The sequence below is a fragment of the Rhizobium sp. PRIMUS64 genome, from assembly GCF_023006465.1.
Classification (GTDB): Bacteria; Pseudomonadota; Alphaproteobacteria; order Rhizobiales; family Rhizobiaceae; genus Rhizobium; species Rhizobium leguminosarum.
The window spans coordinates 44951-60186 of sequence record NZ_JALBGX010000034.1 but is presented as its reverse complement, the minus strand read 5'-3'; the positions used below and the strand labels follow the sequence as shown (position 1 = coordinate 60186).

12 protein-coding genes and 1 pseudogene are annotated in these 15236 nt (G+C 53.7%); 6 read left to right on the top strand and 7 right to left on the bottom strand.

What is annotated here, in order from left to right:
• Positions 1-64: 64 nt before the first annotated feature.
• The 3 genes from MOV76_RS15920 to MOV76_RS15910 form a co-directional block, all read right to left on the bottom strand.
• Positions 65-1678 (bottom strand): adenylate/guanylate cyclase domain-containing protein, encoded by a 1614-nt coding sequence (locus MOV76_RS15920; protein ID WP_247264859.1) that lies wholly within the window; start codon positions 1676-1678, stop codon positions 65-67.
• An 887-nt stretch (positions 1679-2565) separates the two neighbouring features.
• Positions 2566-2967: a hypothetical protein gene (locus tag MOV76_RS15915; protein WP_247264858.1), complete on the bottom strand. Its 402-nt coding sequence runs from the start codon at positions 2965-2967 to the stop codon at positions 2566-2568.
• A gap of 505 nt (positions 2968-3472) precedes the next feature.
• On the bottom strand, positions 3473-3913 hold the full coding sequence (locus MOV76_RS15910; RefSeq protein ID WP_247264857.1) for an NUDIX domain-containing protein: 441 nt from the start codon (positions 3911-3913) through the stop codon (positions 3473-3475).
• A 21-nt stretch (positions 3914-3934) separates the two neighbouring features.
• On the opposite strand from MOV76_RS15910, the gene MOV76_RS15905 reads away from it, so the two are divergent.
• The 3 genes from MOV76_RS15905 to MOV76_RS15895 all read left to right on the top strand — a co-directional run bounded on the left by MOV76_RS15905 (position 3935) and on the right by MOV76_RS15895 (position 6085).
• Positions 3935-4519, top strand: coding sequence for a nucleotidyltransferase family protein (locus tag MOV76_RS15905; RefSeq protein WP_247264856.1), 585 nt, complete (start codon positions 3935-3937; stop codon positions 4517-4519).
• 62 nt (positions 4520-4581) lie between these two features.
• Positions 4582-5325 (top strand): NUDIX hydrolase, encoded by a 744-nt coding sequence (locus MOV76_RS15900; RefSeq protein WP_247264855.1) that lies wholly within the window; start codon positions 4582-4584, stop codon positions 5323-5325.
• A 145-nt stretch (positions 5326-5470) separates the two neighbouring features.
• Entirely contained in the window at positions 5471-6085 is a 615-nt protein-coding gene (locus tag MOV76_RS15895; RefSeq protein WP_247264854.1) for a 2'-5' RNA ligase family protein, read from the top strand.
• A gap of 14 nt (positions 6086-6099) precedes the next feature.
• On the opposite strand, the gene MOV76_RS15890 is transcribed toward MOV76_RS15895, so the two are convergent.
• The 3 genes and pseudogenes from MOV76_RS15890 to MOV76_RS15880 form a co-directional block, all read right to left on the bottom strand.
• Positions 6100-6627 (bottom strand): GNAT family N-acetyltransferase, encoded by a 528-nt coding sequence (locus MOV76_RS15890; protein ID WP_247264853.1) that lies wholly within the window; start codon positions 6625-6627, stop codon positions 6100-6102.
• A gap of 16 nt (positions 6628-6643) precedes the next feature.
• Positions 6644-7717, bottom strand: a pseudogene (locus tag MOV76_RS15885) (dipeptidase).
• A 169-nt stretch (positions 7718-7886) separates the two neighbouring features.
• Entirely contained in the window at positions 7887-8342 is a 456-nt protein-coding gene (locus MOV76_RS15880) for a hypothetical protein (RefSeq protein WP_247264852.1), read from the bottom strand.
• A gap of 70 nt (positions 8343-8412) precedes the next feature.
• On the opposite strand from MOV76_RS15880, the gene MOV76_RS15875 reads away from it, so the two are divergent.
• Together MOV76_RS15875 and MOV76_RS15870 are read left to right on the top strand one after the other, a co-directional pair.
• On the top strand, positions 8413-8781 hold the full coding sequence (locus tag MOV76_RS15875) for a hypothetical protein (RefSeq protein WP_247264851.1): 369 nt from the start codon (positions 8413-8415) through the stop codon (positions 8779-8781).
• Between the two features lie 589 nt (positions 8782-9370).
• Positions 9371-9997 carry a hypothetical protein gene (locus MOV76_RS15870; RefSeq protein ID WP_247264850.1) on the top strand — a complete coding sequence of 209 codons (627 nt, stop codon included), beginning with the start codon at positions 9371-9373 and terminating at the stop codon, positions 9995-9997.
• On the opposite strand, the gene MOV76_RS15865 is transcribed toward MOV76_RS15870, so the two are convergent.
• Positions 9994-12996, bottom strand: a complete 3003-nt coding sequence (locus MOV76_RS15865) for a DEAD/DEAH box helicase (RefSeq protein WP_247264849.1) — start codon at positions 12994-12996, stop codon at positions 9994-9996. The genes MOV76_RS15870 and MOV76_RS15865 overlap by 4 nt on opposite strands.
• Positions 12997-13327: 331 nt before the next feature.
• Between MOV76_RS15865 and MOV76_RS15860 the strand changes: the two genes are divergently transcribed.
• Positions 13328-14890, top strand: a complete 1563-nt coding sequence (locus MOV76_RS15860) for an SIR2 family protein (RefSeq protein WP_247264848.1) — start codon at positions 13328-13330, stop codon at positions 14888-14890.
• Positions 14891-15236: the final 346 nt, after the last annotated feature.

The following is a 15236-nucleotide window of genomic DNA, read 5'->3' as shown; positions in this document are numbered from 1 at the left end:
CCTACCCTCTGCAACCCCGGCCAGCGCCGGGCAGGCCAAGCGCTGATCTACAGCATATGGGGGGTCAAAATTGGACGCCGATAAGGGGTGAACTTTGGACGCCGATTGACACATTATACCTCCGCCGTACTTCGTCACCGCGCTGAGCATGAGCTGCGGCGAGCAAAATAAGGGTCCGCCACGACTTGCTCGGAATATTCTCGAAGTCCTCGACGGCAGCATCTGGACGGCCTTGCTGCAATCGGATAATCCCCCTGACGGTCCAGAACCACACAGGCGGATACTTCGTCTTCCTAAAACATTCTTCGATTTCGGCTGCGGCCTTTTCCAAATCACCAATGTAGTGAAGCAACTCGGCATGATCGGCGCGAATCTCCACGTCGCTCGGCGCTAGGTCGCGTGCTTTGACGTAGTGGGATTCCGCGCCATCATAGTTTCGCATCGACACTTGAACCAATGCCGCCGCGTAGTGTGAGAAGGCATGGTTGTTGTCGAGCCGCAAGGCAATGTGCGAGATTTCTTCGGCGCGATGCAGTCGCTCGATCACTCCTTCCATGGAGAAGCGAAAAGCCAGTGCTATGGCATACGTCGCATGTGCGTCGATGAGCGCTGGATCGAGTTCCGTCGCTTTCTGGAAGAAGCGTTCTGCGTCGGGCAGCAGATGTTTCGCGTCGAGCATCCTGCCGTAAAGAAAATTCTCGTATGCGGACCAGGAAGCCTCCGGTTTCTTCGCAATGGTCTTTGATGCAGTGGAAAGCACTTTGTCAACGACGAGCGACACGATCTCCGCCGCTACCGATTCGATGGCGTCGATATCGCAATCCGCAGGAAGATCGAAAGCCCTCGACCAGAGGATGGATGTCGCCGAGGTGCGCATGAACCTGACGTTTAACCGGAACGGACCCGCCCCATGAACGCCGATGCTGACCGTGTAGTCGTGGGAACGGCTGCCCATTTCAGCCGTCGAGGCGGACGCGACGTCGATCCAGTGCCGATCCGAAAGGAACTGTTCGAGGCCGGAGGTGATCAGCCCCATGACGTCCTGCTGATGGGGAAGAGCCGAAGACGCGACCCCAACTCTGACCAGGACTTTTTCCTGATCCAACGATGCTGCCGCTTCAACAATGCGCGACGGCTCTCCTTTCACGGTTCCGGCGTGACGCGGTTGCCAGTTCCAGACGCGAACGGGGCGCTCGATATTCTTCAGACGTTTTTCCCCACCCTCTACGAACTCGCCGCCGATCCGCGCGGCGATCTGGTGGTAGACACCATCGGTGATGCAAATGCCCCCGGGCACGGCACCCGCTTCAACCCGAGAGGCGACGTTTACTCCGTCACCGAACATATCCGTGCCGTCAACCAGCACATCGGCAAGGTTGATCCCAATTCTGAGAACCATACGAGCGCTTTCTGACTCGCGGCGCACCAGTTCGCCTTGGATCGCCATCGCGCATTCGACTGCCCCGGTGGCAGAATCGAATACAGATAAAGTTCCGTCGCCTATCAGCTTGAATATCCTGCCGCCATTACGCTCAATGTTCGGCGCGATTACGTCAGCCTGCAACGCCTTGATCAAAGCAAGGGTAGCTTCTTCGTCACGCTCCATGAGGCGGGAATAACCAACCACATCCGTGGCCATGATTGCTGCCAGCCGTCGCTTGACAGGAACGCTCGCCATTAGCCCTCCGAGTAGTTCCCACAGATCGCATCCACGAAGTTTGGCGAGACTAACACAGAACAGTTTCTTCGTCTTCCGAAGGGCGGGGTGATCGCTTTCACCGACATCGAGAAGTCCAATCGATAAAGGCGCTTGCAAAATATGCAACCAAATCGGCGGAAAGAGCTACCGACATTGTGGCATCACCTTTCTTAGATGATCCTTGTCTCTCTTGAAGGGACGTCAGGGAGGCTTTAGTTGTTATCGCTGAATTCCAGTCAGAACCTCCCCGATGACGCGAAGATGGTGAGAACGAGCGGCAATGCCAACGGTCGGTTTACGTTGTTGGCTACAGCCACCTGATGGAGGCCGATGAGGAGCGGACGCATGCTGCCTTCCGCACCTGCCATGCTGTCATTTGCGGAGCTGATCGCCAGACATCGCGGCCGGATATTTTCGGGGGCAGGTGACAGCGTGCTGGCTGAATGAGTTTTTCTTGTCGCGATGCCGATAGACTTCTAACGACATTCATTAGTATCGCTTGATTTCCTTCGCGGTGCGGCCGGTTTATTCTTCTTAGGACTTTCGTCCGACGCGGGATTGTATTCTTCAACAGTCAATAAGGCGGATCGGTTCCTCACCGGCTGTAAGGAAATCCTCCCAATGTTCTCGGCCCGCTTCCTCTGCTAACTCCCTGAGTTGCTCGAAGGTGAGTTGAGTCGCGTCCATTATTGATACTTCGAAGCGTCAAATTGGTTGCAGCTCCAATAAGATTCCAAACTGATTGATATTACTTACCCTCGGAGATAATCTTTTGTTATAACGCAGTACCCTCAAGGTCTTCAGGCAAGAATATTACAATATTCTGAGTTTTGCAGCCAGGGCAACAACGCATATTCTCAGAATATCTACAATAATAGTGAACTTATTTTTTTAAACTCCTCTGCTTCGGAGGAGTTTTCAGCTACGTAAACATTAATGGCTTTCTTTATATAATTGTAGAATGATGGCTTATCTAAGAACATCTCGGGATAAGCTAGACTATACCCTTCCGGATCTATGCGCACACGAAACCAGGCATCTCTAGGCCAGTCAGCATAGTAAGAAGCATCGGCGACATTCTCATCTCGCCGCTCGATCTCCCATCCCGGCTCACCTCCGATGGTCGCCACCTCATGCCCGTCGGTCAATAGTTGAGATAGATCACGTAAACGTCTATCCATCAACATTACTATCACCGCGAACTTTATAGCAGCAGCTGCATCGTGCTGCGGGTCAAAAACTCCGTAAACGTCTTGTAATTTTGTCACTTAACACCCTCTATTTGATTGGATGCACGTTTCCGATGTAAGCAATTCCATTCGCGTCATAATTGACATATGAACGGAACTTTACACCGTTAATGCTGCCATCAAAAAATCGCAGATTTGGGTCCTTGAGATGCTCCAACCAAGTCTGTTGTCCAGCTTGTTGCGCGTAATCTACCATGGTTTGATCAGCCAAGACCGCTGGGTACGTTTGGTACAACTTTTTAATGTCATCGCCCGCAACGGTCGAGCCTCTGGCTTGTCTATCCGGAGGAACGGCAGAATTCGCGCAAGATTTGCGTATTCCGGGATTGGCTCCTTGGTGAGGTCCAGCGTTCGATTACAGGCGGATTAAGTAGCGCGAGTTGACCTAACGCTTGGGACTGCTTGGCACCCCGGTTGTCGGGGCTGTGCCGAATGCTGCCGCAGGTGTGTGAGCGATGGTGACAAGGTACTGGTTTTCCTCAAGCAGCCTTCGGAAGAAAATCTAAAGTTCGGGCTGACACGCCTACGAAAACAGAGCCGAGATAGGGTAAGGCAGGGCGAGGGCGGGCATGTTATTTCGCGCGAAATATCCAACCGCTCTTGTCTCAGTGTCCGTCCACTCGCCTCGATCCGCAGCGACTCGGCATTTGAACAACGTGACAACGTATTCCACTTGATCACCGTTCTGGTAGGTGTACCGAAAGTCTCTTCCTCCGAAGACGCCGAGAACTGCGGTTGGGGCTATGGTAAGACCAGTCTCTTCCATCACCTCGCGAATGATGGCCTCCTGCGGCGTTTCGCCTGGCTCGATTGCACCTGCGGGCAGACTCCATCCTTCCCCAGAGGCTTTCTCTTGCAATAGCAGATTGCCCGCATGATCATGAATGACAGCGGCAACCGAGGGAAGCAGAAGTAGGCGGTTTCCGATCAAACCGCGAAGCTCCAACAAGTAAGGTGTCATCATGCTCTCTCCGTGGAATGGGATATGAACGACGAACAGTTTCGGCAATTGCAAGGCATGGTTCCCAAGAGCCCGCTGTTGTCTCCGGTTCTGCACAATTGGGACAAGGTTGCGCTCCCGGGTGCCTGGCTTGTTGCTGGTGCAATTGCTCAAACAGTCTGGAACCATACGTTCGGGTTGCCGCCAGCGCACGGGATCAATGACATCGATATCGTCTATTTTGACGCCAACGATCTTTCCGAGGATGGGGAAGCAGAGCATGCGACTCGCGTTCGAAGGACCTTCTCTGATCTCACCGTTTGGATCGACGTGAAAAACGAAGCCAAGGTTCACCTTTGGTATGAGGCGAAGTTCGGATATCCAATCACGCCATACGTGTCGACGACCGATGCCATTGCGACGTTCCCGACAACTGCGACAGCCGTCGGGCTGCTTCCTCGTAATAGCGGCCTGGAGCTTTGCGCCCCGTTCGGCCTTTCCGACCTCCTTGGCGGGGTTGTCCGGGCGAACAAGATACAGATCAGGCGGCAGATTTATGAGCAGAAGGTCAGTCGATGGATAGAAGTTTGGCCAAATCTCAGTGTGGTAGGTTGGCTTGAGGGCGAATGAGGAGAAGCGTTCGTGTTCCTTGGGTCGGGAATAATCTAAACTTCTTACGAAATGGGCATGGCGTGTTCCAAGATCAGTCTTTCAGCATCCCTGTTGACCACATTGACTGCCACCTCGTTGGTAATTTCGAGCTGCAGAACCGCGTGGAAGAAGTCAGGAAATCGACCTGGGCAGCACTATGCGCAAAGCGTCCAGCTGCTTTCGACGGCGCTTTGTTGCGGATGGCCTCTTACTGGGTTGAAGGTGAACGGCTGAGCATTGCTGCAAGCCGGACCAGATTTTCTGCCTATGTGGCGACACGCCATCCCACTTTCGGTTTCGAGTATCCAGACGCGGATCGCGCTGATCCCCTTGGATTGACGGCTATTGTGCTGACGGGCGATGGTAACGTCATTGTCACGAAGCGAAGTTTGCTGGCGGACCAAAACCCCGGTGGCCTCTATCTAATCGGGGGGTACGCCGAGCCAGGTGAGAGCGACGGTCCCGTAGACCTCTTCAACGAGATTGCCCGCGAAGTAGAGGAGGAAATCGCCGTTCGTGATGTAACCCGATCTGAAGCGGTTGCTGTCGGTCTGGCTTATGATCCGGTCTTCTGCCACCCGGAACTGTTTCTCCTGATGCCGAGCAAATCCACGGCTGCGGATATCCTGTCGGGCGCAGAAGCGGCACCTGATCGAAACGAAGCGTCTGAACTTCTATTTTACTCCGTGGACGATATTCTCGATGACAATGGGCCGCACATGAACGCCGCCCTGACGTGGAGCTTCATCAAAGCCAGAAAGTTCCTGCAGCTGCATTTGCGATAGGGTCTCCTTGAGCCTCAACGGACTCTGACAGCGGCACCTGAAGACATTGCGGAGAAACAATGCCAAGCCTGATCCTTCGAGACCTACCTCGGTTGCGAATGGCCCCGCTGTCCGGTGAGGCGTCCTCAACTATGGACACGCTGCTGTGATTAGAACGAAGGTCGATACGCTGTGGTTTAAGCGGTGCTGCGCGTTTCACCTGCAGTTTTTTCCCGACCGCGAGACGGTTTCAAAGCTCTGCGCCTTGCAGGACCGCATCGAGCGCGAGTGCGATGGGCCGCTCCTGCGGGTCCCCGCTACGAGCCTGCACATGACGGTCGTCACTGTGATCAACGCAGTGCCGCAATTCAGCATACCAAACGACGAGGTTTGGACACTGAACGGAGAGCGATGGAAAGAGATCGTGGAAAGACAGGTCAAAGAGACGCCACCGATTGATCTCAGTTTTCAGGAGGTGCAGGCTTCGGAAGCTGCTATCTTCGTAAAGGCACCCGAGCCGCCAGAGCTGCAACGGCTTCGCTCAGCTATTTCAGATGCGGTCTGGTTCGACAATTGGCGTCCAAAGCCGCCGCGAATAGCTCACATCACGCTGTTTAGGTTCTCCGCCGAAGAATGGCTGCCAGCACTCGATGTCGATGCAGGGTTGCTACTCATTGAAGGCAAAGTGAAATCCCTTCAATTGGTGAAAGAGAAAATGTACCCGAGCGTCGAGGTCGATGTGCTTGGTGAACCGTCGTGTCAGGGCGCAAGCACACAATGACCTTTGTCCATGCGTCATCCACGGTCAAGCATAATGGCCATAGTGACCGTGTCGATGAATCGACCGTCGATCAGGACACTCCGTCGAAGAACGCCCTCGGGGAGAAACCCGACCTTTTCGTATAGGGCGATAGCCCGAGCATTGTCAGCGTGAACCGACAGCTCGACACGAATAAAGCGCTCTTGACGAGCCTTATCCAGTGCCGCGTCGATCAAGCGGCGACCCAGTCCTTGCCCTCGGTAATCTGGAACGAGTCCCATTGCGAGGCTTCCTCGATGAGAATGAGACGGGAAGAAATGGCGCGTTATATCGCACCAACCAACGACCCGCGTTCCGACAACGGCAACAATGTGTGGATTCCGCTGCTTTATCATGTAGAGGACAAAATCCCGCGTCTCGGGAAGTGGGAACGCCTCGAACATAGTCAGATATTTTTTCTCCCGTGCGACAGTGTCGAGTGCTTCATGGAAACTCTCGACGTGCTCCGCCGTTGTAGCGGTCACCTTTATCTCTGCCTCGTTGACGAATGAAGTTCCGCTCATCTCTTCCAGCTCTCGGTCATTTCATCTCTATCTCGGGAAAATCTGTCCAAGTCAGAGCAAATACGCGAAGCCAGTTGTCGAGGGCGAACTTTCGTAGGTCTGTCTCGTTAAATCCCGCCCTGCGCATAGCTTCGATCAGGCGTGGCAACCCGCTTGCATCTCTGATTTCGCGCGGCATGACGGCACCGTCGAAATCCGATCCCAGAGCAACGCTGTCGATCCCCACGCGCCGGACCAAATATTCAATATGACGAATAACGACCTCAAGCGGCGTATCGTCATCGAGATTGGCGTCCGGACGAACGTCGTTGACTGCCAAATTCATTCCGATGACACCATCCGTATCGCGAATGGCATCTAATTGTCGGTCGGTCAGATTTCGGGTCGACGGACAAATAGCGTGAGCGCAAGCATGCGTGGCAACGAGCGGTGCAGTGCTTAACGCTGCGACGTCCCAGAACCCGCGCTCATTCAGATGCGAGACGTCGATCATGATCCCGAGATCGTTGCACTTCTTGACGAGCCTCTTGCCAGCATCTGTCAGGCCCGGGCCGGTGTCAGGTGACCTGGGATATGCAAACGGTACGCCGTAACCGAAAATATTGGGGCGGCTCCAGACCACGCCCAAGGACCGAAGACCGTGATCGTACAGGGTGTCGAGGTAGCTCAGATCGGGGTCGATAGCTTCGGCTCCCTCCATGTGGAGCACGACCGCAAAAGCCGACACGTCCAGAGCCGCCTTGATGGCCGTCACGGACGTTGCTAGGCGCATCTGCCCATTTGAGCGGCTGACCAGTTCCCTGATCGCAGAAACCTGACCGTCAATCTGTCGACGGGCATTGTCCGGGTCTAGGGCCTCGGCATAACGAACCTCATATCCATTCAAGGTGATGGTGAGATCGTCTTCCGGTTCACTCTCCGGATGGGCGGAGATTGCGAACAGCCCACCGGCCATGCGGCCTTATCGTGCCCGAGGCAGATCAAGATGACCATTCTCGGAACGAACCAGGAAATCTCGACCAACAGCGCTATAGTCGACCATGGATAGGATCGCATCGTTATGTCCATCGAATATGTAGACGCTATCCATGCAACTCGGTCCTCTTGGGCGAATTCAGACTTCTTTGCGCGAGTGTTTCGATGAATGTATCCTGTTGTACGCACCTTAAATCATCAACCCTCGGTAAAGAGATTTACGCGACGCGGTCCACTGAAAATGTGAGACAGGAGCCGTTGGGCGTAGGCTTCTTTGGTGAAATCTACACGAGCGTGGCGTTTGCTCGCCTCTCCACCAATGGGGCAATTCCAGCATAGAAGAATGGAATATTGTCTTCTGGCCCGTTCGAAGCTCGGCCTTTTATTTTCCCCATCACCAGAACGCCAATTTGGAAATCCGGCTCGCCAATCAGCAGCACAAACGGGTTTTCTTGATCTCCGCGAAGGTAACGTCCGCCGAATTGCCGCCGCGCGGTTTCGAAAACATAGGCAGAAGCGAGAAAATGCAGGTCGTCAGGTAGCGCGGCCTGTCTTTGATAAAAATCCTGAAGGACCTGATCCACCAGGTGCAGCGAGCCTTCTGAAAAATCGAGCTTCGAGGCATCGACGGGTGCTCTGGGGTGGGAAAACGCATTGACAAAGTCTGTCGCCTGGGAAGCCATAGCGTCCTCAATTGTCGCTGGCATTTTCCTGCGTTTTAGAAAGTCGAATATACCCATACGCTTTGCAATCTCCCTTATTCCCTCCGCGCATCCACAGGATCGCTCGCATTTTATTCATGCGCGAAACATGAACGCAATCCAACCTGGGATATTGGTGGGGCAAGCGAGGCTATTGAAATCCGACGCGCGGCGGGGCCACCTGATTGCCGCTCAAAAACGCAAAATCGTCACTGCTCGACATGGAGTAAATATGAAAATCGCTGGTATGCTTGCCGTCTTGCTCTTGGTCGTCGCACCTCATCAAGCTGAAGCACAGCGGCAAAAATCTTCACGTCCGATGACGAAAGAGGAGAACCACAAGCTTATCCTATATGCGCTCAAGCAGTGTGAAGGATTTCCAACTGCGAGCCCCGAACTGGTGTTGTGCATACAAGCCGTGAACATGCGTGTCATGAAATTGTGGAATGCAGGTCAGACCCCGTCCTTCTTAAGGTAGCCGATCATCAATGCGTCGCGAGGCCAGAGAGGGAGGTGATCGAAACGTTACGTCATCTCCTTCTTCACCGATTACACGGTCAATAATGAATGCCGTTTTGGACATGGTCAACGGCATGGTCAACTTCCCCGCGTTTGTGCGCCTCACGAAAACCGAAGAGACTTACTTGATGTTCACGACCTCGACGGATCGTGAACTGTTCAACTTCAACTGACCGCTTTCCCAACCTCAGAAGCACAAGGGCGCGGTGCCATTCGGGTTGTCCACTCGATATTGCGAGGACCAACGCCCAAAATTCGCTCGCTGGATGCCGTGAATCTAAAGAAAGCTGTTTCTAAACCTCGCTAGATGATTGCAACCGTCCCCTTTATATCGTTGATTTCAAAGGATACGGAAGCACGCGCTAACGATCCGCGAAGATGATGGAGTTGCAGGTGACTGAAAAGAAAAGCTCGCATTCGCCCGGCGGGGGTAACATCAAGCCAGGCTCGGGACATCAGGTAAAAGAGATTGGCTCCGGCGGTAAGGCTGAGACAACCCGGAGCGCAGGCAATCAACCGCCACCAAACAGGAATGGCGGCGGCAAGAAGTGACCGATCAGCACGAGGATTGCTTGGAAAGGGCATTCCGCGCACGCCATCAGGCGCTCAGAAACGCCCTATATCACATCGCGCGTCGGGGGTGGCTCGATGGCTGGAACCGCTTTTTCAATCTGTTGGTGATCCTTGGTGGAACCAGCGCTGCGGCTGATCTGACGAGGGGCAACCCAAAAGCCTCTCTCGTGCTTGGTGGCGTTATTACGCTGATCGGCGCATTGCAGCTTGTGTTCGACTTTGGTGGAAGGGCACGCGCACACGAGACATTGCAGCGCCGCTACTATAACTTGGCGGCGGACATACAGAGCAAACTGATCCCGATGGAACAGGATTGTGCGAGCTGGGAAGCAGAAATGAGCAGAATTGCTGCAGACGAGCCGCCTACGTTGCGGGCTTTGGATGCAGTCGCAGACAATCAGGCCACTGCAGCCCTTCTGGGTTCAAACAGGCCAAGGCTAAAAATTACTGCTTTTCAGAATTTCACCCGCCAAATTTTTACACATAACGCGGGTATTTTTCCGCCCGATCCGAATTGGTTAGCCTTCGATACAGAGCTGACCAGACCGGACAATCCCGCGAGACAAGAGCTGCCAACGGCCTCCGATGAAGGCAAGGCTTAGGCTACCTCGGGTTCGCCTCGCATCAGGATTGCGCTTGGTTTCCCGATCAGTTCCGCCAAACGGTCGAAGGCAATGGCGTCGACTTCCTGGACGCTTCTGCATCCATGCTCGTAGAGCGTAAGATACTGGCCGCGCGTCAAGGCCGCGACCTCCCGGAGGGCCAGAGCATCAGCCGGGAGCCCGAACTCAAGGCGATCCAGCATTTCGGCCAGTTCGGAGAGAAGGCCTGGCTCATCAGGAAACATTGCAGCAAAAATCTGATGTGCAGATCGAAGATGAAAACGGGTCGCGTCAGCAATTCGTATGATATCGCCGTAGCTGACGTTTCCCTGATACGGCGTGTAGCTGTAGCGTTTTTCGATCTGCACGACCTCGATCCCTTCGAGCCAATCAAATAGAATGACAGCTCGTTTGCAGCGTTGCCAAAACTTGAACTCGTCCCCTGCAAAACGCTGAAGCGAGCGCATCACTTCGACGCCGAACCGTTGTGCCGCTTCAGATGCCCGAATGCTTTCGCCGCGACCTTTCTTAAAAATCGATGTGTGGACTGCATCCATTTCATCGAGCACTTGGATAAGTGCCAGAACAGCCATTGCTCCAGTCGAGACGTCGAATTTTCGAAGGAGGTCTACCAGTCGCAGACTGGAATCGAAAGAAAGGGAAGATGCGCCACACGCTCGACCCAGAAGGGTGAGGTGTACAAGGTCGCCCTGCATCTCAGCGAGTCCCAAGTCCACCATTCGCTTTACCAAATCGGAAACTTCAACGCTAACCTGTGAAATCCAGCCGGGGTTTGTCCGGCAAGCTGCATAACCGCCGAATGTATTTACAAGTAGCTGCGGAATTTCATCGACCTGCACCCCTCGAACCTGACTAAGCAGGCGGACGGTCCAAGTGGCGAGGTCCTTTTGCTGAAAGGAGGATCGGACGTCTTCAGGCGATCCTAAAACGTACTTCTGGAACAACTGTGCCCGCTCTATTGGTGTCTCGGCCAGGATGATTGCTTTGCCAATTTCATTCCAACCCAATCGGCCAGCACGGCCTGCAATGTTTTTGTATTCCGCGACCGTGAAAGGTCTTCCATCCTCGCCAACGAAGTTGTTTTCAGCCAGAACGACCGTCGATGCAGGCGTGTTTATTCCGGCTGCCAAGGTAGTAGTCGCAGCTAGCGCGTGAATACCGCCATCGCGGTTCCTGTAACCTCGCTCGACTGCCTCCCTTTCAGCACGAAGAAGGTTCGTGTTGTGAAAAGCGGTTCCCCCCTCCAGGCAGCGTCGAAGGCGGTGCGACGAGGAGGTAAGGTCCTGGCTTGGAAGGGCATCCAAGACGGCTGAAGCCGGTGGCAGTCCTAGTTCTTTGGCGAGATACTCGGCACAACCCTCTGCGGGGCCACGAACGTTGCGGAAGACCAATAGCTTTTCGCCATTACCGACCAGCTTCTTCGCCAGCGGAACTATTACATCTTGAGAACTGGGCTTGTCTCTGCGTTGACGTATCTCATTTGCGTCCAGCAATTGTTCTTTGCGTGTGATGCCGTCCACACCGACGCTCTGGAAAGTGCCTTGGCGGTCCACGACGCCTTCGACGAGCGGTACTGGCCGAACGTCGGTGCGCAAGAGCGGCAGATTTAGCCATTGATCGAACCCGTTCAGTTTTCCAATCACGGCAGACAGGATCAACAATTGCGGTTTGATGTCGATTTCCTGGGCACGCAGAAGCATGGCCAAGATCAGTTCGACAGTTATCCCGCGACTTGGATCGGTGATGAACTGACCTTCGTCGACGACCACCAAGCCAAGCTGCGACAGCAATTTCGGCGAACCGAGCGCCATGTTCAAAAACATCTCGTATGTGAAAAACGCGATGTCATACCGACCCGATAGCACTGGTCCGACCCCATCGGACGCATCGCCGCTGCACCGAGCAACCCGCAGGCCAGCTGAGCCGTAACGCGCAGCGAAGTCTTCGTATTTTTCGTTCACGAGAGCGCGGTAGGGCAGTAAGAAAACAGCCTTCTTTCCCAACGTTACGGCTTGGACGCTCGCCAATTCGCCAATGAGGGTTTTGCCCGAGCTGGTGGGCGCGACAACGAGAAGTGACTTCCCCGCAAGAATGCCGTGATCATTTGCTGCGCTTAACTGGAGCGCGTTCAAGCCGTCAGGGAAAGCGTTCTTCCAGTTTTGGACAATTGCTGAAGGGAAACCGAATTGCTCGAATTCGTCAACGTTGCCACTGACTTTGGACACGCCATGTTCAGGGAAGGCGGCGAGGAAGTTTTCGCCACGCTCGAATTTCGGAAACATTAGTCCACCCGAAATGTGCCCGAGGAACTCCGGCGTTTGCGTGCGCCCCATTTGCTGGGCTGCGACTCTGGCCGCGCTGACGATTGTTCCTGCGATCTCGGGGAAGGAGATGGACTGCAGCTCAGGGTTAGTGAGGCACTGTATGACTGAATAGGTGAGGACGCCATGGCCAGAGCCGGGTTGCTCCCACGCAGATTCCGTCGGCCCGCATGCAGCTAGCAAGATACGACCTTCACCGAACACTCCATCGAATGGCGAAAACGATCTCGGATTCCCGTCCGTCTCAAGGACACGCGCTGGCGCTTGCCCGCTAAAGCAGCAATCGAGAATGCACAAAATGACGCGTGCCTGGCAGTTCGCAAAGGCGTCCGCAAGCTCCGACATCGGAAATGTGGTTCCGTCCAGATCGTCAAGCTGGGTGTCAGCGAGAACGAGGCGGCCATTGGCCGATCCGTGCCCGGCAAACGACAGGACCACCACATCATCCTGTTCAGCGGCGTCCAGCGTTCCAAAAACAGCTTTTCGCGAACTTTCCAGGGTTGCTGCGTCATCAAGAAGCAACCTTGATTCAAGGTTTGGCAAGTTGTCAGAAAAGAGCGCCCAAAGGGCGCGAGCATCATCGCACGCGCCCGACAGCTCTCCGATCCGCGTATCAAAGTGCTTGTTGACCCCTATGAAGATTCCGCGAATCGACATTCAAGTGCGCCCGCTGTCGCAGCTACAAATCATTCATAGCCGAGTTCCACTTAAGGTAGCGCGATTCCCTCGGAACTCCGAGTCGTCTCCAAGCTCGACAATCTTACCGTCAAGTGCATGATCCGCGAGATCAAGGAGAGCTAGAGCAGCGAGCCCAATTTGGCAATGCGCTTCGCAGTTGAATTTATTCACGTGTACCGCAATACTTCCGCCTGTCAAAGAGCGCGGTTTCTTCGACTAGATAAAAACACTCGCTCAACGCGACTACCCGCCGTTCCGACTCAGGGGAAAACGTGTAGGTTGTTACTACCATTCTGGGCTCGGGACGCATATGACTGAAATTACTGATAAACTCTCTGCTTTATTGGCATCAAACGCTGGTGCGCCGTTCTTATTTGTAGGGTCGGGATTTTCCAGGCGTTATATTGGACTGGAGCAATGGGACGAGTTGCTGGGTCGTTTCTGCCAGGACATAAAACCCTTCGGATTCTACGCTTCTCACACCAACTCAGAATATCCCGCTGCCGCAGCTCTGATGGCAGAAGACTTCAACCCTGTTTGGTGGGCTGACGACAAGTATGCTGACTCGCGCGATAAATTCTCTCAGTCGATCTTGAATCAATCCAGCGCGTTGAAGCATGAAATTGCAGCATATCTGACTGCCAAGGTTCATGAGACGATTGCATCCGATGGTCTTTCCAAGGAACTCGCTCTATTACCCAGCCTGAACGTTGACGGCATAATCACCACCAATTGGGACCTGTTCTTAGAGGAGCTGTTCCCCGACTATAAAGTATTCATCGGACAGGAAGAGCTTCTGTTCTCGAATCCGCAGTCTGTGGCTGAAATTTACAAAATTCATGGCTGCGCAAGTCAACCGAACAGCCTGGTCCTGACCCAGGAAGATTACGACAATTTCAACTCGAAGAATGCCTACCTAGCTGCCAAGCTAATCACAATTTTCATTGAGCACCCAGTTATTTTTATCGGGTATTCGCTAGCAGACAAAAATATTCAGACCATAATTTCTTCAATCGTGAATTGCCTCGCGCAGGAAAAATTGGATCAGTTCGGCAAAAACCTTATCTTCCTTCAGCGACCTAAGGCCGGTGAAGGCTCCAGTTTTCTTCCGTCGATGATGGCGATTGGTGAGACCAATCTCAATATCACGGTGATCAAGACTGACGATTTTTCTGAAGTTTACAGCGCCATCGATGCGACCAAACGAAAAATTCCAGCTCGAATCCTGCGTTATTGCAAAGAACAGATGTACGATCTGGTGAAGTCCAGTGATCCAAGCACGAAGCTTGCAGTCGTCGATATCGACCAGATCGACGGCAAGGACGATGTGGAGTTTGTGGTGGGTGTAGGCGTTGCTGAAGTTCAAGATAAGCTCGCGAAACGTGGCTACACGGCTGTCGACTTGGACGACGTTTTCTTGGACGTGCTGGAAGATCAATCGACGTTAGATGCAAACGAGTTGCTGTCGGCCGTTTATCCCCGGGTATTCAAAAGGGCGAACAAGTACGTGCCCGCCTACCGATACCTTCGCGGCGTAGGAATAGGTGATCTAGCCGCCCTGAAAGGTTCGAAGCACAACACCATCGAGCAATTGATCCGAAAGTCGGTCGGCGGGAACCCCAATGGATACCAAGCGCAGTACGACAAGCTCTACCGCGGGAAAACCACTCAGGAAATAATAGACGCGGTGACCCCTGAAAAGGCTGCAATCTTGATCGCATTTCAAGACGATAAAGACGTAGATATCGCAGCGGTTTTGACTTTCCTGCGAGCACATAAGGAAAAGTTAAAATCGTCCAACTCGCCGTATTCGAGTTATTTCAGAAAGCTTACCTGCCTATATGACCGCCTTAAGGACGGGTTTGCCCTTTGATTTGAGGAGCTGAGTTCTACGCCGTTAAATTGGTTACTCTACTTGAAAGCCTTAAGGGAATGCAGTGCGAAGCACCGTGGCTAGCAGTTGCCACATGGTCGGTCCTCGCCGCGTCAGAATAGGTCATCGAACAGTGGTGGCTCGTTGCGGCGGGCGGTAATTGCCTTATGGCGACCAAGGACAGCGTCCAGTGCATCGGATTTGAGCGGCTCTGCCAGCTTGTTTCCATTGTACTCAAGTACGCGTACGACGCGCCGGTTCTTGGGTCTTCCATCAATTATCTGACACGCCCATTGGACCTTGAGATTGTCTAGGACGTCCACATGGAGGTCCTTCCTCCGGACGT